Annotated in this window: 18 protein-coding genes and 3 tRNA genes; 15 read left to right on the top strand and 6 right to left on the bottom strand. The window is 71.2% G+C overall.

Features of this window, described 5'->3' with window-relative positions:
• Positions 1-66 precede the first annotated feature (66 nt).
• Entirely contained in the window at positions 67-918 is an 852-nt protein-coding gene (locus AB0F70_RS25825) for an HAD family hydrolase (RefSeq protein ID WP_357455601.1), read from the bottom strand.
• Between the two features lie 184 nt (positions 919-1,102).
• Between AB0F70_RS25825 and AB0F70_RS25830 the strand changes: the two genes are divergently transcribed.
• The 3 genes from AB0F70_RS25830 to AB0F70_RS25840 all read left to right on the top strand — a co-directional run bounded on the left by AB0F70_RS25830 (position 1,103) and on the right by AB0F70_RS25840 (position 4,197).
• A complete protein-coding gene (locus tag AB0F70_RS25830; RefSeq protein WP_357455604.1) occupies positions 1,103-2,104 on the top strand; it encodes a helix-turn-helix transcriptional regulator in 1,002 nt (333 codons plus the stop codon).
• Between the two features lie 163 nt (positions 2,105-2,267).
• Positions 2,268-3,230 (top strand): aldo/keto reductase, encoded by a 963-nt coding sequence (locus AB0F70_RS25835; protein WP_357455607.1) that lies wholly within the window; start codon positions 2,268-2,270, stop codon positions 3,228-3,230.
• 91 nt (positions 3,231-3,321) lie between these two features.
• Positions 3,322-4,197, top strand: a complete 876-nt coding sequence (locus tag AB0F70_RS25840) for a PhzF family phenazine biosynthesis protein (RefSeq protein ID WP_357455609.1) — start codon at positions 3,322-3,324, stop codon at positions 4,195-4,197.
• Here AB0F70_RS25840 and AB0F70_RS25845 read toward each other — a convergent pair.
• Positions 4,182-5,543, bottom strand: coding sequence for a heparan-alpha-glucosaminide N-acetyltransferase domain-containing protein (locus tag AB0F70_RS25845; protein WP_357455612.1), 1,362 nt, complete (start codon positions 5,541-5,543; stop codon positions 4,182-4,184). The genes AB0F70_RS25840 and AB0F70_RS25845 overlap by 16 nt on opposite strands.
• Before the next feature lie 150 nt (positions 5,544-5,693).
• Here AB0F70_RS25845 and AB0F70_RS25850 point away from each other — a divergent pair, with 150 nt between their 5' ends.
• The 4 genes from AB0F70_RS25850 to AB0F70_RS25865 are packed head-to-tail and all read left to right on the top strand — an operon-like array spanning position 5,694 to position 8,572.
• On the top strand, positions 5,694-6,680 hold the full coding sequence (locus AB0F70_RS25850; RefSeq protein WP_357455615.1) for a class I SAM-dependent methyltransferase: 987 nt from the start codon (positions 5,694-5,696) through the stop codon (positions 6,678-6,680).
• A gap of 31 nt (positions 6,681-6,711) precedes the next feature.
• Complete coding sequence (locus AB0F70_RS25855) at positions 6,712-7,494, top strand: fumarylacetoacetate hydrolase family protein (protein WP_357455618.1); 783 nt, start codon at positions 6,712-6,714, stop codon at positions 7,492-7,494.
• A 1-nt stretch (position 7,495) separates the two neighbouring features.
• Positions 7,496-8,089: an NUDIX domain-containing protein gene (locus AB0F70_RS25860; protein ID WP_357455621.1), complete on the top strand. Its 594-nt coding sequence runs from the start codon at positions 7,496-7,498 to the stop codon at positions 8,087-8,089.
• 48 nt (positions 8,090-8,137) lie between these two features.
• Complete coding sequence (locus AB0F70_RS25865) at positions 8,138-8,572, top strand: hypothetical protein (RefSeq protein WP_357455623.1); 435 nt, start codon at positions 8,138-8,140, stop codon at positions 8,570-8,572.
• Positions 8,573-8,689: 117 nt separating this feature from the next.
• On the opposite strand, the gene AB0F70_RS25870 is transcribed toward AB0F70_RS25865, so the two are convergent.
• The gene (locus AB0F70_RS25870) at positions 8,690-9,217 is read right to left on the bottom strand and encodes a hypothetical protein (RefSeq protein WP_357455625.1); all 528 of its coding nucleotides are present in this window, start codon (positions 9,215-9,217) and stop codon (positions 8,690-8,692) included.
• 215 nt (positions 9,218-9,432) lie between these two features.
• On the opposite strand from AB0F70_RS25870, the gene gltX reads away from it, so the two are divergent.
• The 6 genes from gltX (at position 9,433) to AB0F70_RS25900 (ending at position 13,376) form a co-directional block, all read left to right on the top strand.
• Positions 9,433-10,920: a glutamate--tRNA ligase gene (gene gltX / locus AB0F70_RS25875; protein WP_357455627.1), complete on the top strand. Its 1,488-nt coding sequence runs from the start codon at positions 9,433-9,435 to the stop codon at positions 10,918-10,920.
• Positions 10,921-10,958: 38 nt separating this feature from the next.
• Positions 10,959-12,053 (top strand): type II CAAX endopeptidase family protein, encoded by a 1,095-nt coding sequence (locus AB0F70_RS25880; RefSeq protein WP_357455630.1) that lies wholly within the window; start codon positions 10,959-10,961, stop codon positions 12,051-12,053.
• Positions 12,050-12,886 carry an HAD family hydrolase gene (locus tag AB0F70_RS25885; RefSeq protein WP_357455633.1) on the top strand — a complete coding sequence of 279 codons (837 nt, stop codon included), beginning with the start codon at positions 12,050-12,052 and terminating at the stop codon, positions 12,884-12,886. Before AB0F70_RS25880 ends, AB0F70_RS25885 begins: the two co-directional genes overlap by 4 nt.
• Before the next feature lie 143 nt (positions 12,887-13,029).
• Positions 13,030-13,101, top strand: a tRNA-Gln gene (locus tag AB0F70_RS25890).
• A 91-nt stretch (positions 13,102-13,192) separates the two neighbouring features.
• Positions 13,193-13,265, top strand: a tRNA-Glu gene (locus AB0F70_RS25895).
• A 38-nt stretch (positions 13,266-13,303) separates the two neighbouring features.
• Positions 13,304-13,376, top strand: a tRNA-Glu gene (locus AB0F70_RS25900).
• 68 nt (positions 13,377-13,444) lie between these two features.
• Here AB0F70_RS25900 and AB0F70_RS25905 read toward each other — a convergent pair.
• The 3 genes from AB0F70_RS25905 to AB0F70_RS25915 all read right to left on the bottom strand — a co-directional run bounded on the left by AB0F70_RS25905 (position 13,445) and on the right by AB0F70_RS25915 (position 15,629).
• A complete protein-coding gene (locus tag AB0F70_RS25905; protein ID WP_357455636.1) occupies positions 13,445-14,395 on the bottom strand; it encodes a PH domain-containing protein in 951 nt (316 codons plus the stop codon).
• A gap of 130 nt (positions 14,396-14,525) precedes the next feature.
• Complete coding sequence (locus AB0F70_RS25910) at positions 14,526-14,708, bottom strand: hypothetical protein (RefSeq protein WP_133249756.1); 183 nt, start codon at positions 14,706-14,708, stop codon at positions 14,526-14,528.
• Positions 14,709-14,909: 201 nt separating this feature from the next.
• Positions 14,910-15,629 carry an IclR family transcriptional regulator gene (locus AB0F70_RS25915; RefSeq protein ID WP_026365378.1) on the bottom strand — a complete coding sequence of 240 codons (720 nt, stop codon included), beginning with the start codon at positions 15,627-15,629 and terminating at the stop codon, positions 14,910-14,912.
• A gap of 89 nt (positions 15,630-15,718) precedes the next feature.
• On the opposite strand from AB0F70_RS25915, the gene leuC reads away from it, so the two are divergent.
• On the top strand, positions 15,719-17,275 hold the full coding sequence (leuC, locus tag AB0F70_RS25920; protein ID WP_357455641.1) for a 3-isopropylmalate dehydratase large subunit: 1,557 nt from the start codon (positions 15,719-15,721) through the stop codon (positions 17,273-17,275).
• Between the two features lie 14 nt (positions 17,276-17,289).
• The gene (gene leuD, locus AB0F70_RS25925; RefSeq protein ID WP_357455644.1) at positions 17,290-17,925 is read left to right on the top strand and encodes a 3-isopropylmalate dehydratase small subunit; all 636 of its coding nucleotides are present in this window, start codon (positions 17,290-17,292) and stop codon (positions 17,923-17,925) included.
• Positions 17,926-18,105 lie beyond the last annotated feature (180 nt).

Raw genomic sequence — 18,105 nt, forward strand, 5'->3', positions numbered from 1 at the left:
GTGGCCGGTGCGGGTTCGTGCGGAGGTCGGGTCCAGTGGCCGAGCAGTCGGCTCAGGTCGTCCGCGTCACGGCATCGCCGCCGAGCGAAGAGCGTCCAGCACGGCAGCGGCCCCGTCTTCGCCGACGGTCCCGGTCACCTCGTCGGCCGCGTCCTGTACCTGGGCCGTGGCGTGTCCCATGGCCACCCCGCGCCAGGCCCATTGCAGGAGTTCGATGTCGTTCTCGGCGTCCCCGATCGAGACAGTGCGCTCGGCGGGGATGTTGAGGTCCCGGCGCAGACGTTCGACCGCGGTGGCCTTGGAGACGCTCCCCACGGTGATGTCGACCCAGTCGACCCGGGTCGCGATCGCGGTCAGCCCAGCCGCGCGTAGCGCGGGTACCAGGCGTTGGGCGTCCTGTCCGTAGACGACCACGCGAGGTGTAGGACCTACCCAGAGATCGCTAAGCCGGCCAACCTTGACCTGGTCACCGTTCAGTGCCCGCACGGGGAAGTGTTCGCTGACGTGGTAGCCGATACCGACGATCTCCACGGCGATCCGCATGTCCGGCCGGATCCTGGTGGCGAGCCGTATCGCGGCCTCGGCGTCCACGTCCCGCGTCTCCAGGACGGTGTAGGAGCCGCCGGCCAGTCGCGCGGTGACGGCGCCGTTCGACGCGACCAGCCACCCGTCAGTCAGGCCCAGCTCCCGGGCGGCAGTCAGGGCACCGGACAGCGAGCGCCCTGTAGCCAAAGCGAAGTGATGGCCGGCATCCCGGACCGCAGCGACTGCCTCGATCACGGAGACAGCAGGCAGTTGTCCAGTCACCAGCAGGGTTCCATCGATGTCGCTGGCGACCAGGCGCGGGGCATCGGTCAGTGGCGTCGGCAGCGGCGGATTCTCGGTGTCGGACGTGCTCGCGCTACGGGCCATGATCATCAGGTCACCCGCGCGGAACGCAGTCGTTCACTGGACGTCGTATCCATGGTCTGTCTCCAGTTCCTCGCGGTCCGCTGTTCGCGGATGGACTAGACAGAGCCTCGCGAGCCCGCGACCCTCATAGGGGCGGATTTCGTTTCCTGCCGTTGCCTGATGGCCGGAGGCGCTCTGCGGGGGAGTCGTAATGGGGACAGACGGGTCAGGGCCGGGCGATGTGCTGCGCGCCGCGCGAGTCGCGGCGGGCTGGAGCCTTTCGCGGATGGAACGCGCCACCGGCTACAGCAAGCCGTACCTGTCGAAGCTCGAGACCGGAGCCAAAGAGGTCAAGCCCTGGCACGCTCAGGCGTACGACAAGGCGCTTGGCGGCGACTCTGTCCAGAGGCGATCGATGCTTCGCATGGGGTCCGGCGTCGTTTCGTCCGAGGTCTGGGCCGAGCTGGAGTCACCGACTCCTACGCCCGCCCGGATCGGTGGGGCCGACGTGGTGGCGCTCGCAGAAACGGTCGATCAGCTGACGGGTCTCGGGCTCAAGCACGGGGGACAGATGGTCGTTGCGGCGGCTCGCGGTCAGCTGCAATACGCGGCGAGTCTCCTCGGCGGAACGATGACGGACGTCGTCCGTGGCGAGCTGCTGCTGACCGTCGCGCATCTTGCGGACAGGACCGCGTGGTCCATGTACGACGTGGGTCAGGTATCCCAGGCAGCCCGCATCTACGAATTCGCGATGACGGTTGCGCCGGACGACACGCAGCGCTGCATCAGCCTGGTGAACCTCGCCCAGATGCGGATCACCGAGCATGATCCGGCGGCTGCTTTGAAACTCCTGGACGAGGCCGAACCAGACCGGAAGGTGATGCGGTTCCGAGTGAACTCGACGCGAGCGCTCGCTCACGCAACGTTGGGCGAGTACACCGCGACGATGCGGAACGTCGATGCGGCCGACGCGGCGCATGCCGGCGTCGACCTGGGTGACCTGCCGACCGTGATCCGCCCCTACGCGTCTGGCCATGATGCGCATGCGCACGCGGCGGCGGGAAAGGCGCTGCACATTCTCGCGATGCAGGGACGGCGCTCGGCGGCATCTCACGCCGTCGAACGACTGACGGAGGCTGTCTCGGCTTTCGGCAACGAGCGTGCGCGCGCGATCCAGACGTGCCAACGACGGCTCGCCGACCTGTACGGATAGCGCGTCGCCGAGGTCGGGCACGCGTGTGCCGCTGACGCTCTTGCTGCACGCGATGAGTTTCTAACTGCGGACAGATGCCCTTGGGGTGTAGGCAGTTAGGAGTGCTCGACGAGCACGTAGGGCTCCGGCGCGTTCGCCCCGGCCGCCGTCGTAGGGTGCCAACATGTCCGATCTTCCTCTGCGCCGCCTCGGGCGCTCCGGCCTGTCCGTTCCCGTCGTCGGCCTGGGGTGCAACAACCTCGGCCGCACCGGCACCGTCACCGAGACCGCGGAGGGTGCGACGGCCCTGATCGACGCCGCGATCGACGCCGGTGTGACCTTCTTCGACACCGCCGACGCGTACGGCGCCCGCCGCGGCCTGTCCGAGGAGCTGCTCGGCGCCGCGCTGAAGGGCCGCCGCGACGACGTCCTCGTCGCCACGAAGTTCGGTCTCGACATGCAGGGCGTCAACGGGAACGACTTCGGCGCTCGCGGCTCGCGCCGGTACATCGTGCGCGCCGCCGAGGCGTCGCTGCGCCGGCTCGGCACCGACTGGATCGACCTCTACCAGCTCCACACGCCCGACCCGGCGACCCCGATCGACGAGACGCTCGCCGCGCTCGACGACCTGGTCACCTCGGGCAAGGTGCGGTACGTGGGCCACTCGAACTTCAAGGGCTGGCAGGTAGCCGACGCCGAGCACGTGGCGCGGTCGCTCGGCGGCACCCGGTTCGTGTCCGCGCAGAACCACTACTCGCTGCTCGCCCGCGAGGCGGAGCGCGAGGTGCTGCCCGCCGCGGCGGCGTACGGCGTCGGCGTCCTGCCGTACTTCCCGCTGGCGAACGGCCTGCTCACGGGCAAGTACTCGGCCGGGGCGCGGCCGGACGGCTCGCGCCTCGTGGTCGCGAAGCCGCACCTCCTGGAGACCGCGCCGTGGGAGGCGCTGGACCGGTTCGGCGCGTTCTGCCGCGAGCGGGGCGTCGCCGAGATCGACGTCGCGTTCTCGTGGCTGCTGTCCCGGCCGGAGGTGACCTCGGTGATCGCCGGGGCCACGCGTCCGGAGCAGGTGCGCCGCAACGCCGAGGCCTGGTCGTGGACGCCGACCCCACAAGACCTCACGGAGCTGGACGCTATCTTCCCGGCGTGAAGACCTGTCAGAACCCGGCGCACGTGTCAGACGTACAGGTCACTCCGCTGACCTGTGCGTCTGACACGTTCCGGTGGGTAGCGTGGGGCGCATGAGTCTTCCGTTTCGGCAGGTCAATGTGTTCTCCCCGGCCCCGGCCGGCGGCAACCCCGTCGCCGTCGTGCACGACGCCGACGGCCTCACCGACGACCAGATGGCCGCCTTCGCCCGCTGGACCAACCTGTCGGAGACGACGTTCCTGCTCACCCCGACCGACGCAGGGCGCGACGCCGGCGCCGACTACCGCGTGCGGATCTGGACCCCGGGCGGCGAGCTGCCCTTCGCCGGGCACCCGACGCTCGGCACCGCGCACGCGTGGCTGGAGGCCGGCGGCGAGCCCGCCGGGCAGGGCGTGGTCCAGGAGTGCGGTGTGGGCCTCGTGCGCCTGCGGCGCACCGCCGTCGGCGACGGGCACCGCCTGGCCTTCGCGGCCCCGCCCCTGATCCGGTCGGGTGCGGTGGGCGCCACCGACCTCGCGCAGATCGCCCGGTCGCTGCGCGTCGACGTGTCCGACGTCGTCCGCTCGGCCTGGGTCGACAACGGGCCCGGCTGGGTGGCGGTCCAGCTCCAGGACGCCGACGCCGTGCTCGCGCTCGAGCCTGACTTCGCGGTGATGGGGAGCCTGAAGCTCGGTGTGGTCGGCGAGCACGGCGTGGGCGTCGTCGGCGAGTACCCGGCCGGCGAGCCCGCCGTCGAGGTACGCGCCTTCGTACCGTCGATCGGCGTGGGGGAGGACCCGGTGACGGGCAGCCTCAACGCCGGCCTGGGGCAGTGGCTCGCGGGTGACGTGCTGCCGTCGTCCTACGTCGCGTCGCAGGGGACGGCACTGGGCCGCGAGGGCCGGGTCCATGTAGTGAAGCTGCCCGACGGCGAGGTGTGGGTCGGCGGCGACACCGTCACGACGGTCGTCGGTCAGGTGACCTTCTGAGCGGGGGCTGACGTCGGGTCGGACGGAGCGTCCGGCGCTGCGTCCGGCGCGGTGTCCGGCGCTGCGTCGGCCGTGCGTCCCGGCGTCGGGAACGCCTTCCGTGCGATCCCCGTGAACACCCGCTCCAGCGGGCCGCGCCCGAACAGCGCCCGCCACAGCGTCGCCCCGGCCAGGGCACAGAGCACCATCACGCCGAGCGGCCCGTTGTCCGGGTAGACGAGCAGGTCAACGCCGGTGCGGCTCCACCACCAGATGACGAGGATCTGCGCGGAGTAGACAGTCAGGGCCATGGCACCGACGGCGGCCAGCGGGGCGGTCACTGCGAGCGCCACCCGTCGCGCGGTCTGCCGCACCGGGCCGCCGTCGGCGCTCGTGCCGCCCCGCGCCCCGACGAGCAGGCACAGGCCGAGCACGCCGAGGGCGAAGCCCCCGGAGCCCAGGGCCTCGAACATCGTGTCGTCGTGCGGCCCTTCCAGGTACAGCCCGGCCAGGGGCGGCCAGGGGTCGGTCAAGGTGGGTGGCGTCGTGACCTGGTACTCGAACGCGGTCCTCGTGAACTGCTGCTCGATGGCCTCGGCGCCTCCGACACCGGCCACCAGGAACGCCGAGACGAGCGAGCTGACGGCGGCGAGCCCGAACCCGCCGGCGACCAGGCCCAGGCGCAGCGCGGGCGACCGCAGGTCGCAGCGTCCCACCGCGAGCCCGGCGAACACGTACGCCATCCACACCACCGCCGGGTAGTGGCCGGTGAGGAGGAAGTCGGTGGCGGCGCCCGAACCGTCGTGCGGCGCGCGCAGGCCCGCCCGCAACAGGGCCTCCGGCCCGTAGTACGCGAGGAACGGTCCGACCACCGCGATGAGCACCGCCGTCGTGGCGAGCCGCGCCGGCGACATGCGCAGGAACGGCAGCGCCAGCACGAAGTAGGCGGCGTAGAACCCAAGGATGAGCAGCACGCGCCCGTCCAGCAGGTCGAGCACCGCGACCAGCGCCAGCAGCAGCACTGCCCGCACGAGGATCCGGGCCCGCGCGGTGCGCATCAGCTCGCCCGTGAACGGCTTGGCGCCGCCCGTGAACAGCGCAAGGGACAGCCCGGCCACGGTGGCGAACAGGATCGACGAGCGGCCGTGCGCCAGGCTCAGCCAGCCCTCCAGCGTGCCGATGTCGTCGGAGGTGACGCCCATGTGCGCCGTGAACATCCCGAGCACGGCGATCCCGCGGGCGATGTCGGCCCCCGGCACCCGGCCCGGACCGCCGAGCAGGTTGCGGCTCATCCGATCGAAGGCGCCCCGGAACGGTCCACGGGACACCGCGGACGGTGCGGCGGAGGGCTGGTCAAGCGTCGGCATGCGGGCATCCTTGCGTGACGGCGACGTTGACGCGCGCGGGCCACGCCGTCGGGCCGAACACCGTCGAAAAGCCACGCGGTCGCGGGACCGGCCGTCCGAGGGATGAGAACGCGGATGTGCCGCACCGCCCGGCGCACATACAGTGCGGCCATGACCGGCAGCGCCAACGAGCACGACATCGCTCGCAGCGATACGTCCCGCAGCGACACGTCCCGACACAGGACCCAGCCCGCGGGAACCGACCCCATCGACGCGGTCGACGCCCCCAGCAGCCTCTCGCGGCTGGCCGGCGGCCAGGACAGCCCCGTCGCCGGCACGGACCTGACCAAGGAGTCCGAGTCGTACACGCACGGGCACCACGAGTCCGTGCTGCGCTCGCACCGGCGTCGGACGGCGGCGAACTCCGCGGCCTTCCTGCTGCCGCACCTGCTCTCCGACATGACGCTGCTCGACGTCGGCTGCGGCCCCGGCACGGTGACCGTCGACCTGGCCGAGCGGCTGACGCAGGGCAGCGTCGTCGGCGTGGACGCCTCCGACGACGTGCTCGAGTCCGCCCGCGGCCTCGCCGACGCGCACGGCACCAAGAACATCAGCTTCGAGCACGCCAACGCGTACGAGCTGCCGTTCGAGGACGGCTCGTTCGACGTAGTCTTCGCCCACCAGCTCCTGCAGCACCTGTCCGACCCGGTGGCCGCGCTGCGCGAGATGAAGCGCGTCGCCAAGCCCGGCGGGTTCGTCGCGGTGCGCGACGCCGACTACGAGGCCATGACCTGGTTCCCGGAGTCCCCCGAGCTCACCGAGTGGAACATGCTGTACCACGAGGTCACGCACACCTACGGCTTCGAGCCCGACGCCGGACGCCGCCTCGCCTCCTGGGTGCGCGACGCCGGATTCGACCCCGCCACGATCGAACCCGGCGCCAGCGTCTGGTGCTACGCCACCCCCGACGACCGCACCTGGTGGGGCGGCCTGTGGGCCGAACGCTGCACCCAGTCGAACTTCGCGGTGCAGGCCAAGGACTCGGCGCTCGCGGACGACGTCGCACTGGAGCAGCTCGCCCAGGGCTGGCGGGAGTGGGCCGCCGCCCCGGACGGCTGGTTCGCGGTGCTCAACGGTGAGGTGCTGGCGCGCGCGTAGCGCTCCGCCGTCGGGCACGTAGATTGGCCCCGTGCGTATAGCTAGATTCACCAACGGAGACGACCCCCGCTTCGCCCTCGTGCAGCAGGAGGGCGACAAGACCTTCCTCGCCGTCCTGGGTGGCGACCCCCTGTACATGCCGGCGATGCCGACCGGCGAGCGCGTCGAGCTGGGCGACGGCGTCCGGCTGCTCGCCCCGGTGATCCCGCGCTCCAAGGTGGTGGCCGTGGGCAAGAACTACGTCGACCACGCCAAGGAGATGGGCGGCGAGGTCCCGGCCAACCCGCTGCTGTTCTTCAAGCCGAACACGTCGGTGATCGGCCCGGACGACCCGATCGTGCTGCCGGACTTCACGCAGGAGGTCTCCTACGAGGCCGAGCTGGCCGTCGTCATCTCCAAGGTGTGCAAGGACGTCACGCCGGAGCGGGCGTCGTCGTACATCCTCGGCTACACGGTCGCGAACGACGTCACCGCGCGTGACGCCCAGCGCACCGACGGGCAGTGGGCGCGCGCCAAGGGGTTCGACACCTCGTGCCCGCTGGGCCCCTGGATCGACACCGACCTGAACCCGGAGGACGTCGGTGTGCGCTCGCGCGTCAACGGCGAGCCGCGCCAGGACGGCCGCACCCGGGACATGGTGTTCGACGTGCCGTTCCTCGTGTCGTACATCTCCGAGGCCATGACCCTGCTGCCCGGCGACGTCATCCTGACCGGGACGCCCGCGGGTGTCGGCAGGATCGACCACGGGGACCACGTCGAGTGCGAGGTCGAGGGCCTGGGTGTCCTGGCCAACCCGGTGATGCGGCGCCGCTGAGGTGGCGTCGGAGCACGGCGCGTCGCTGCACGGCGACGCGTCCCGGGTGCTGCGCGCCTGGACCGGGCCGACGGCGGAGCAGGAGCGGCTCAGGGCGCGGTACGTGCGGCACCTCGAGGCGCACGACGACGGCGTGTTCCGCGGCTGCGTGCCCGACCACCTCACGGCGTCGACCCTGGTGCTGTCGCACGACGGCGCACGCGTGCTGCTGACCCTGCACGGCAAGGCCAAGCGGTGGTTCCAGTTCGGCGGGCACCTGGAGGTCGCGGACCGCACTCTGGCGGGCGCCGCCGAACGGGAGGCGCGCGAGGAGTCGGGGCTGGTGGCGCTGTCGGTGGACCCGGTGCCCGTGCACCTGGACGAGCACGTGGTGCCGTTCTGCCGACCCGGCACCGGGGACCCCGCGCGTCCGGTACATCACCTGGACGTGCGGTTCGTCGCGATTGCCGAGCCGGGTGCGGAACCCGTCGTCTCGGACGAGTCGCTGGACGTGCGCTGGTGGGACGCCGACGCGCTGCCGAATCCCGAGCTGGCCGAGCTGTTGGCCTTGTCGCGGGCACGGTTCAGTGGAGTATTTTCGGGACGAAGCGGCTGATTCTGTGGCTCTTTTGGTGCTCTTCGGTCACCATGAGCCATGGCGATCATGCGGCGGTTTCTCGTGCTGGCTCCGGTGGCGGTCGGCGTCGGCGCCGTGGTGTTCCTGGCCCTCTACGTGTTCGCCGGAACCGGCCAGTTCGGCTTCCTGGAGATAGGCCTCGGCCTCCTGATCGCGCTCCTGGCGGCTGCGACGGTGCTCGCGGTGCTCCTCGTCGCGGTCGGCCTGCTCCGGCTCGCGGGGGTCCGCAGCGCCTGGGCCGCTCTCGGCCTGGCGTTCGGCCTGGCCGTTGTCGTCCTGGGGATCGTCTACGCGGGCATCGCCGCGTCCGTGCAGCCCGGCGACCCGGGGCTCGACACGGGCCTGCTCCTGACAGCCGCCGGTGTGCAGATCCCCCCGTGGCTGACGTTCGCCGTCGGACTCCTGATCGGCGGTCGGCCCAACCAGGCAGCACGGGACAGCACCGTCGTTCCCGCCGCCTAGCGGAGCTTCGCTCGGCGCCCGGCTCGTTCCTCGTGTGAGCCGCTGACCCGGGACGTGCGGTGGCTGGATCCGCGGCCACCGCACGTCCGGTCAGCAGTACGTCCGGTCAGCGGTACGTCAGCAGTTGCGGATGGACCAGACCCGGTCCCAGTTGGCGCCCTGGTGCCCCGAGGGCGCGGTGGACGTCCAGAGCGTGCCGCCTGCCTGGTTGTAGAACCGGGCGACGGTGCCATTCGTCTGCTGGTTGGCGAAGTACCCCTGCCCGACCCATCCGGACACGCTGTACCGGGCGCAGTTGTACAGGTGGAACACCGCGAACATGCCGCGGCTGGAGTCCCAGGCCAGGGCGCAGAGCTCGCCGGTGCTGCACGGGTAGTCGCTTCCGGCCGGGACGTACGTGACCCGCGTGGACGGCGAGATCGTGGGCACCGCGGTGACTCCGAACTCCGCGTCGGCTGCCGAGGCAGGCGCCGCGGGCGCCGTGTGGGTCACCGTCTTCGCGGTGACCTCCGCGGCTCCCTCTGACGAAGCAGCGGCGGACGCCGTGGCGGCCGTCGCCCCGGTGAGGGTCATCAGCAGCGCAGCGGCCGCGGCCACCGCCGGCCGGAGCCGGGATGCCCGCGGTGAGGCCGTCGATCCAGACATGATGGTCTCCTTCTCGTCGTCTCGGCGGACGGCCGGTGGGCCGGCGCCGGGATGAAATTTGGCATGGGCGCCGTCGTCCGTGGATGAATTTCGGCCACAACCGAAAGGTGCTGGGATCCCGGGACCTCCCGTCCCCGCGCCGGACGGCCTCGGCCACTCCCCGGGGCGTTGCCCGGGTACGCGGCCCGGGGACGCAGCGCCGTAGGCTGGGGCCCGTGACTTCAGTAACCGACACCTCGACCGACCCGGCGGCGAACGCGCCCGTCCGCGTCCGCTTCGCGCCCTCCCCGACCGGCATGTTCCACGTGGGCGGCGCCCGCTCCGCGCTGTTCAACTGGGCAGTGGCGAAGCAGCAGGGCGGCACGTTCGTGCTGCGCATCGAGGACACGGACGCCTCGCGGAACCAGCCCGAGTGGGTGGACGGGATCCTGTCGGCCATGGAGGCCCTGGGCATCCGCAAGGAGGACCCGGCATTCGAGGGGCCGTACTTCCAGTCGGCGAACGCGGACCTCCAGAAGGACGCCGCGCAGCGACTCTTCGCCGAGGGCAAGGCGTACTACTGCGACTGCACGCGTGACGCCGTCATGGCGCGCACCGGCAACCAGCAGACCGGCTACGACGGCTTCTGCAGCGACCGCGGCCTGGAGTACGCCGAGGGCCGCGCGCTGCGCTTCCGCACGCCCTCCGATGGCGAGACGAAGGTCGTCGACCTGATCCGCGGCAACCCGACGTTCCCGAACAAGAACCTCGAGGACTTCGTCATCGCGCGGGGCAACGGCTCGCCCGTCTTCCTCCTGGCCAACGTCGTGGACGACATCGACGAGAACATCACCCTCGTCATGCGCGCCGAGGAGCACCTGCCCAACACGCCCAAGCAGCAGCTGCTGTGGGAGGCCCTGGGCCAGACCCCGCCGCAGTGGGCGCACATGCCGGTGATCGTCAACGAGAAGCGCCAGAAGCTCTCCAAGCGCCGCGACAAGGTGGCGCTCGAGGACTACCTCGCCGAGGGCATCCTGCCCGACGCGATGGTCAACTACCTGATGCTGCTCGGCTGGGCGCCGGGCAACGACGAGGAGATCCTCCCGTTCGATGAGCTCGTGCGCCGGTTCCGCGTCGAGGACATCAACTCCTCGTCGGCGTTCTTCGACATCAAGAAGCTCACCGCGTTCAACGGCGAGTACATCCGCGCCCTGAGCGTGCCCGAGTTCACCGAGGCCTGCGGCCCCTGGCTGCACGCACCCCGCGCCCCGTGGAGCGAGGAGCAGTTCGACAGCAAGGTGTTCGACGCCGTCGCGCCGCTCGCCCACTCCCGGGTGGCCCTGCTGTCCGAGATCACGAACAACGTGGACTTCCTGTTCCTCGACGAGCCGGTCATCGACGAGGACTCGTGGAACAAGGCGATGAAGACGGGCGCCGCCGAGCTGCTCGCCGACGTCCGCGTCGCGTTCGCGGACGTGGCCTGGGAGGCCGAGACGCTCAAGGACACCGTCACGACGGCGGGGGAGGCGCACGGCATGAAGCTCGGCAAGGCGCAGGCCCCGGTCCGCGTAGCCGTGACGGGCCGCCGGATCGGTCTGCCGCTGTTCGAGTCGCTCGAGGTGCTCGGCCGCGAGCGGACGCTCACCCGGATCGACGCGGCACAGGCCCGTCTGGCCGAGCTCGCGGCCCAGGCGCCGGCAGAGGTGACCGCCGCCGCGGAGTGAGCGAGTGCGGGCCGAACGAGTTCTGTACGGTGGCGGGCGTGACCGACGACATGCCGCCTGCCGCCGTGCCGACCTCGACCGCACCCGCCTCGACGGGGATGGCCCCGACCGAGCTGGCCCCGTCGGCGCCGATCTCGACGGGGACGGCTCTCGCCCCGCGCGAGTACCCGCAGGCCCTGCGCGGCCCGAAGCACCGGTGGTGGCGCCCCCTGCTCGGGCTGACCGCGGTGGTCACCTGCACGGTCCTGCTGACTGGGGTGATGCTGCTGTACGCCCTCGCCTTCGTCGTCGCGGAGGCGCTGGGCGTGCAGCTGGCCGACCCGTCGAACGTCACCGACGCCTGGTTCGTCTCGCCGGTGGGCCTGCTCGTGACCAACCTGGGCCTCGCGCTCGGCATCCCGATCGCCCTTGTCGCGACCTGGGCGCAGGCCCGCCGCGGGGGACTCGTGTCGTCCGTCCTTGGCCGGGTGCGCTGGCGCCTGCTGCTCGGCGCGCTCGGCGTCGCGCTGCTCCTCCTGGTGCCGCTCACGCTCGCGGGCGACCTCCTCCTGACACTGCTGGACCTCCCCGCCGACGGCGGTGGTGCTAGCTCTGGCGCCGACGGCGGCGCAGCCGCCGACGAGCCCTGGTGGCCGCTCACCCCGGCGTCCGGCTGGCTGGCGCTGGCAGTCGTCGTCCTGCTCACCACACCGCTGCAGGCGGCCGGCGAGGAGTACTTCTTCCGCGGCTGGCTCACCCAGTGGACAGGCAGCATGCTGCGCTGGCGGTGGCTGGCGATCGCCGCGCCCGCCGTCCTGACGGCGTTCCTGTTCGCCCTGGCGCACGGCGCGCAGAGCCCCTGGCTCTTCGCCGACCGGCTGGTGTTCGGCCTGGTCGCCAGCCTGCTCGTCTGGCGGACGGGCGGGCTCGAGTGCGCCGTCGCGCTGCACGTGGCGAACAACCTCCTGGCGTTCGGCCTCGCCATCGCCTACGACGGGCTCGAGGACTCGCTCCTGATCACCGAGATCGCACCGGCCGAGGGAGCCGTCAGCATCGCCGGGACGATCATCACGACCGCGGTGCTGCTGTGGTGGGCACGACGCCGCAGGCCCGCCCTGGTCGTGCCCGAACCCGCCGAACGAGGGACACGATGACGACGAACGACCCAACGACGAACGGCCCGACGGTGGACGGCATCCTGTTCGACGTCGACGACACCCTCGTCGACACCAAGGGGGCCTTCGCGACGGCGCTGGCGGCCGTGCGGGCCGAGTACCTGCCGCACGTCCCGCCCGAGCGGGAGCCGGAGATCCTGGCGCACTGGCGCACCGACCCCGGCGGCTACTACAGCAGCTACACGCGCGGCGAGACGGACCACGTGACGCAGCGGCGGCTCCGGGCGGCGCTGCTGCACGAGACGTACGGCGGCGCGCCCGTCACGGAGGCCTCCTTCGCCGCCTGGGACGCGCTGTTCTGGGGCACCTTCGAGAAGTCGTGGACGGCGCACGCGGACGCCCGGGCCGCCGTCGACGCGGTGGTCGCCGCGGGGATCCGGGTGGGCGTGGTGACGAACGCCGCGACCACGCTGCAGGAGCACAAGCTGCGGGTGGCTGGTCTCGCGGACCTGCCCGTGCTGGTCGGGGTCGACACCCTCGGCTTCGGCAAGCCCGACCCCCGCGTCTTCCTCGAGGGCGCCCGGCTGCTGGGCACCGACCCGGCCCGGACGGCATACGTGGGCGACGAGCCCACCGTGGACGCGCTGGCGGCCCACCAGGCGCGCCTGACGGGCGTCTGGCTGGATCGGGCGGGGCACAGGCGCGGACCGGGCTACGGGGGCTCTCCAGCGCCCGACGGCGGCTTCCGTGACGTCCAGGACCCGGACGCCCTGCGCGCGGCGGGTGTGCTGGTCATCGAGACGCTGGCGGAGCTCCCGGCCGCCCTCGGCTACGGCGCCGAACAGCGCCGAACAGCCCCGGAAGAGCCCTGAGCCGGACCCGGATCGGAACGCGTGACGGACAGCACGCCCTTTCCGTTTTGACCACCGTCCGAGGTCAGGTAGTGTTCTCCAGCGGTAGGGCCAACACGGAAAGCCTGTCGGAAACAGGTGTATCCAGAAGGTCATTACCCCCATGGGGTATGGTGTAATTGGCAGCACGAGTGATTCTGGTTCACTTAGTCTAGGTTCGAGTCCTGGTACCCCAGCGCAGAGCGCAGCGCACACGTAGCCGATGCAGATCGGCCTCATGGTGCGCTACGGTTCTCACCGGCAACCGGTCCATAACCGGTAGTTCAGGCCCCCATCGTCTAGCGGCCTAGGACGCCGCCCTCTCACGGCGGTAACGCGGGTTCAAATCCCGCTGGGGGTACGCAGGTCCGTCGGCTTCGGCCGGTGGATCAGTTCAGGGCCCCCATCGTCTAGCGGCCTAGGACGCCGCCCTCTCACGGCGGTAGCGCGGGTTCAAATCCCACTGGGGGTACAGCAGAAAGGCCCGGTCCACGCGGACCGGGCCTTTCGCCGTCTCGGGCTATCTCGGGCCGGGGGTCGTCAGCGGATCTTCGGGTCCTTGCCGCCCTCGATGAACGGCTCGGGCCGCACCTCGGAGTCCGGGTCGGCGGTGGCCCCACCGGGCACGTGGCCACCGTGGTGCGCGCCGCTGCTTCCGGCAGTGCTGCCGGCCGAGGTCGCGGGTGCCGTCGCGCCGCCCGTGGACGACCAGCTCGGGCGGATCGGTTCGCCGTCGGCGGGGACCGCGCCGTCCCTCTCGTCGGCAGCGCTGGCCGGGCGGGTGCTGGCTGGGAGGCCGCTGCCCTGGGCGGCGTCGTTCCGGGCGACCGGAAGCTCGATGCGCTGCGTCGGCGGGTTGATCCGCCGTCCGATCCGGGGCATGAGTGCGGGCGGCGGCGGGCCGGACGGTGAGTCCGCGATCGGCATCGCCTGCGGCCGGATGTCCGGGTTGGCCTGCGCGGCGGCCTCGGCGTCGGCGGCGTCCGGGTGGAAGAGCGACGCGATGATGAGCCGGTACCGGGAGTCGGGCTGGGGTATCCAGGTGACCCGGTCGAGGGACTGGTCCTGCCCGGCGGTCTCGAAGATGAAGGTGCCGTAGCCGAGCAGCTGACCCATCGGGGTGCGCTCGTACCCGAGGTCGGTCACCTTCTCGGTCGGCATCATCGCCACCCGGTGGATGAGGAAGCCGTCGAGAACGAGCAGCCGGCGGTCGGTCAGGACGAACCAGCGGGCCCGCCACTCCAGCCACTTGTACAGCAGGCGCCCGCCGAGGACGACGAACGGCAGCCAGACCCAGCCCATGTCGTTCCGGACGTTGGGGTCCACCGCGACGAGCAGGGCCAGCGCCAGCACGAACGCACCGGCGGTCGTGAGGAGCGGCTCCCAGAGCATCGACCAGTGCCGGTGCGTGGCGATGATGATCTTCTCGTCCGCCAGGATGTACCGCTGCAGGGCGCGGTTGGGGACGACGAAGTCCGCTGTTGCGCTCATGCGGGTCTCCCCGGGGGGTGCGGTCGGATGCGGTGCGCGAGCCGGACCGGGACGGCCGGTGGATCGATCCGAAAGGTTCGATCCGACGGCCTGGTCCGGTGGTCGGGTCTCGCCCGCTGACCCTACGTGGTCAGCGGCCGATCGACCCGGTGAAGAGCTCCTCGAAGAACCTGCCGATGTTCGCGATGGCGCCCCAGATGACGTCCCAGAGGGCGAGCACGACGTCGGCGGAGCGCTCGGGGTCGTTGACGACCGAGTACAGCAGGAAGATCACGACGATCCAGATGATGATGAGCCTCACCTTGGGCGGCATCAGATTCCTCACGACGTAGGTGTGTGTGTCTAGGTGCACACGTCCCTCAAGAGGGTACTGACAGGACCGGGACCTGGGGAATCACCTGGCTCGGCGTGGCGGACCAACACTCACCGACCGCTCACCTGCCGCACACGCCGTGTGCACCGCGGAGCCCTGCGAGTGCTGGGCTCCGCGGGGGAAAGTTCTGCGAACGAGGGGCTACTCGCCGGACCGGTGCAGCACCTCGGTGAGCTTGTTCGCCGCGGCGACGACCGCGGCGGAGTGCAGTCGGCCGGGCTGCCGGGAGAGGCGCTCCACGGGTCCGGAAACGCTCACGGCGGCCACCACGCGGCCCGACGGGCCACGCACCGGCGCCGACACCGAGGCCACGCCCAGCTCACGTTCTGAGACGGACTGTGCCCACCCGCGGCGTCGGACGCCGGAGAGGATGGTGGCCGTGAAGGTCGCGTCACGCAGGCCGCGGTGGAGGCGGTCCGGCTCCTCCCACGCGAGCAGGACGTGCGCCGCGGAGCCGGCGCTCATGCTGAGCGTGGCGCCCACCGGGATGGAGTCGCGCAGGCCTACCGGGCGTTCGGCGGCCGCCACGCACACGCGGTGGTCACCCTGCCTACGGTAAAGTTGTGCGCTTTCGCCTGTGTGGTCCCGCAGCGCGATGAGCACGGGGTTCGCGGCCGCCAGGAGGCGGTCCTCGCCGGCGGCCGTGGCCAGCTCGTTGAGGCGCGGACCCAGCACAAAACGGCCCTGCATGTCTCGGGCCACGAGGCGGTGGTGCTCGAGTGCAACGGCCAGGCGGTGCGCCGTCGGGCGGGCCAGACCGGTCGAGGAGACGAGCTGCGCCAGGGTGGCCGGTCCGGCCTCGAGTGCCCCGAGGACGGACGCCGCCTTGTCCAAGACGCCGACTCCGCTAGTATCGTCCATACCGCGATATTGCCGTCTCGGAACGTGAGATTGCAAGTCGAGGCCCAAAGTTGTTTCTGACAGAGGTAGTTACAGGGAGGCGAACCGCAATGGCCGGCACGCTGGCAGAGAAGGTCTGGGAAGCGCACCTCGTGCGTCGAGGCGAGGACGGCTCACCCGATCTTCTCTACATCGACCTGCACCTGGTGCACGAGGTCACGAGCCCGCAGGCGTTCGAGGGGCTACGGCTCGCCGGACGGCAGGTGCGGCGCCCTGACCTCACTATCGCTACCGAGGACCACAACACCCCGACGCTCGACATCGATCGGCCCATCGCCGACCTGACGAGCCGCACGCAGATCGACACGCTGCGCGCCAACGCCAAGGAGTTCGGCGTCCGGCTGCACAGCCTCGGCGACGCCGACCAGGGCATCGTGCACCAGGTCGGCCCGCAGCTCGGGCTGACGATGCCCGGCCTCACCGTCGTGTGCGGTGACTCGCACACCTCGACGCACGGCGCGTTCGGCGCGCTCGCGTTCGGCATCGGCACGTCCGAGGTGGAGCACGTGCTCGCCACCCAGACGCTCCCGCTGGCGCCGTTCAAGACGATGGCGATCACGGTGAACGGGGCGCTGCCCGCGGGCACGACCTCCAAGGACATCATCCTGGCGATCATCGCCAAGATCGGCACCGGCGGCGGGCAGGGCTACGTGCTCGAGTACCGCGGCGAGGCCATCCGGGCGCTGTCCATGGAAGCTCGCATGACCGTCTGCAACATGTCGATCGAGGCAGGCGCCCGCGCGGGCATGATCGCGCCGGACCAGACCACCTTCGAGTACCTCAAGGGCCGTCCGCACGCGCCCGAGGGCGAGGACTGGGACGCCGCCGTCGAGTACTGGAAGACCCTGCGGTCCGACGACGACGCGCAGTTCGACGTCGAGGTGGTGCTCGAAGCGGCCGACCTCGAGCCGTTCGTCACCTGGGGCACCAACCCGGGGCAGGGCCTGCCGCTCTCGGCGACCGTCCCGGTTCCGGCGGAGATCGCCGACGAGGGCGAGCGTGAGACCGCCGCCAAGGCCCTGGAGTACATGGGCCTGACCGGCGGCACGCCGCTGCGCGACATCCCTGTCGACACGGTGTTCATCGGTTCCTGCACCAACGGGCGTATCGAGGACCTGCGGTCCGTCGCGAAGGTCATCAAGGGCCGCGCCAAGGCCGAGTCCCTGCGTGTCCTGGTGGTCCCGGCCTCGGCGCGCGTGCGGCTGCAGGCCGAGGCCGAGGGTCTCGACGTGATCTTCAAGGAGTTCGGCGCCGAGTGGCGCAACGCCGGCTGCTCGATGTGTCTGGGCATGAACCCGGACCAGCTCGCGCCGGGGGAGCGGTCGGCGTCCACGTCGAACCGCAACTTCGAGGGTCGGCAGGGCAAGGGCGGGCGTACCCACCTGGTCTCGCCGCTGGTCGCCGCTGCGACGGCGATCCGGGGCACCCTGTCGAGCGTCGGTGACCTCGACCTGCCGTACGACATCGACATCACTACTTTCGACGGCACGCCGCTCGACGGCGTGGGCGCGTCCCCGCTGGGCGAGTCCGTCGTCGACCTGCCCATTCCCGTGGCGATCGGATCCGCTTCGAGCGGGTCCGCCGCCGGCCAGCCCGCGCTGCGCTGAGAGGAGCACAGACCATGGAGAAGATCCACACCCACACCGGCGTCGGCGTCCCGCTGCGGCGCAGCAACGTCGACACCGACCAGATCATCCCCGCCGTGTACCTCAAGCGGGTCACGCGTACCGGGTTCGAGGACGCGCTGTTCGCCGCATGGCGGGGCGACCCCTCGTTCGTGCTGAACCAGGACGCGTACTCGGCGGGCTCCGTGCTCGTGGCCGGGCCCGACTTCGGCACCGGCTCCTCACGCGAGCACGCCGTCTGGGCGCTCAAGGACTACGGCTTCCGGGTGGTGCTCTCGTCCCGGTTCGCCGACATCTTCCGCGGCAACTCGGGCAAGCAGGGCCTCGTCACGGGCATCGTCTCGCCCGAGGACATCGAGATCCTCTGGAAGATCCTCGAGACCAAGCCGGGCACCGAGGTGACCGTGGACCTCGAGGCCAAGACCGCGACGGCCGACGACGTCACCGTGCCGTTCCAGATCGACGACTACACGCGGTGGCGGCTCATGGAGGGGCTCGACGACATCGGGCTCACCCTGCAGCAGGAGGAGAAGATCACCGCGTTCGAGGCGACCCGCGCGTCGTGGCGCCCGAAGACGCTACCGGCGCGGCACCTGCCGTCCGTTGAGATCGAGGCGGCGCGCCCGGTCTGACCCTTCGTTGGTCGAGCTTGTCGAGGCCCGGTCTCGACAAGCTCGACCAACCGTCGTTTCTACGGCCTTTCTACCAACGGTCGTTCTAGGGCCTGTTTGGGATTGGGTCAGCGTCGGCTGATCCAGTCCAGGACGTCGTCGGCGATGACGGTCGGTGCGGCGGCGGTGGTCTTGGCGCGT

The sequence above is a fragment of the Promicromonospora sp. NPDC023805 genome (assembly GCF_040639635.1).
In the GTDB taxonomy this organism is placed as follows: domain Bacteria; phylum Actinomycetota; class Actinomycetes; order Actinomycetales; family Cellulomonadaceae; genus Promicromonospora.

Excerpts from the sequence above, each read along its gene's own strand:
- AB0F70_RS25825 (WP_357455601.1), bottom strand. The coding sequence starts at position 918 with ATGATCATGGCCCGTAGCGCGAGCACGTCCGACACCGAGAATCCGCCG.
- AB0F70_RS25830 (WP_357455604.1), top strand. The coding sequence starts at position 1,103 with ATGGGGACAGACGGGTCAGGGCCGGGCGATGTGCTGCGCGCCGCGCGA.
- AB0F70_RS25835 (WP_357455607.1), top strand. The coding sequence starts at position 2,268 with ATGTCCGATCTTCCTCTGCGCCGCCTCGGGCGCTCCGGCCTGTCCGTT.
- AB0F70_RS25840 (WP_357455609.1), top strand. The coding sequence starts at position 3,322 with ATGAGTCTTCCGTTTCGGCAGGTCAATGTGTTCTCCCCGGCCCCGGCC.
- AB0F70_RS25845 (WP_357455612.1), bottom strand. The coding sequence starts at position 5,543 with ATGCCGACGCTTGACCAGCCCTCCGCCGCACCGTCCGCGGTGTCCCGT.
- AB0F70_RS25850 (WP_357455615.1), top strand. The coding sequence starts at position 5,694 with ATGACCGGCAGCGCCAACGAGCACGACATCGCTCGCAGCGATACGTCC.
- AB0F70_RS25865 (WP_357455623.1), top strand. The coding sequence starts at position 8,138 with ATGCGGCGGTTTCTCGTGCTGGCTCCGGTGGCGGTCGGCGTCGGCGCC.
- AB0F70_RS25870 (WP_357455625.1), bottom strand. The coding sequence starts at position 9,217 with ATGTCTGGATCGACGGCCTCACCGCGGGCATCCCGGCTCCGGCCGGCG.
- AB0F70_RS25885 (WP_357455633.1), top strand. The coding sequence starts at position 12,050 with ATGACGACGAACGACCCAACGACGAACGGCCCGACGGTGGACGGCATC.
- AB0F70_RS25905 (WP_357455636.1), bottom strand. The coding sequence starts at position 14,395 with ATGAGCGCAACAGCGGACTTCGTCGTCCCCAACCGCGCCCTGCAGCGG.
- AB0F70_RS25910 (WP_133249756.1), bottom strand. The coding sequence starts at position 14,708 with ATGCCGCCCAAGGTGAGGCTCATCATCATCTGGATCGTCGTGATCTTC.
- AB0F70_RS25915 (WP_026365378.1), bottom strand. The coding sequence starts at position 15,629 with ATGGACGATACTAGCGGAGTCGGCGTCTTGGACAAGGCGGCGTCCGTC.
- leuC (WP_357455641.1), top strand. The coding sequence starts at position 15,719 with ATGGCCGGCACGCTGGCAGAGAAGGTCTGGGAAGCGCACCTCGTGCGT.
- leuD (WP_357455644.1), top strand. The coding sequence starts at position 17,290 with ATGGAGAAGATCCACACCCACACCGGCGTCGGCGTCCCGCTGCGGCGC.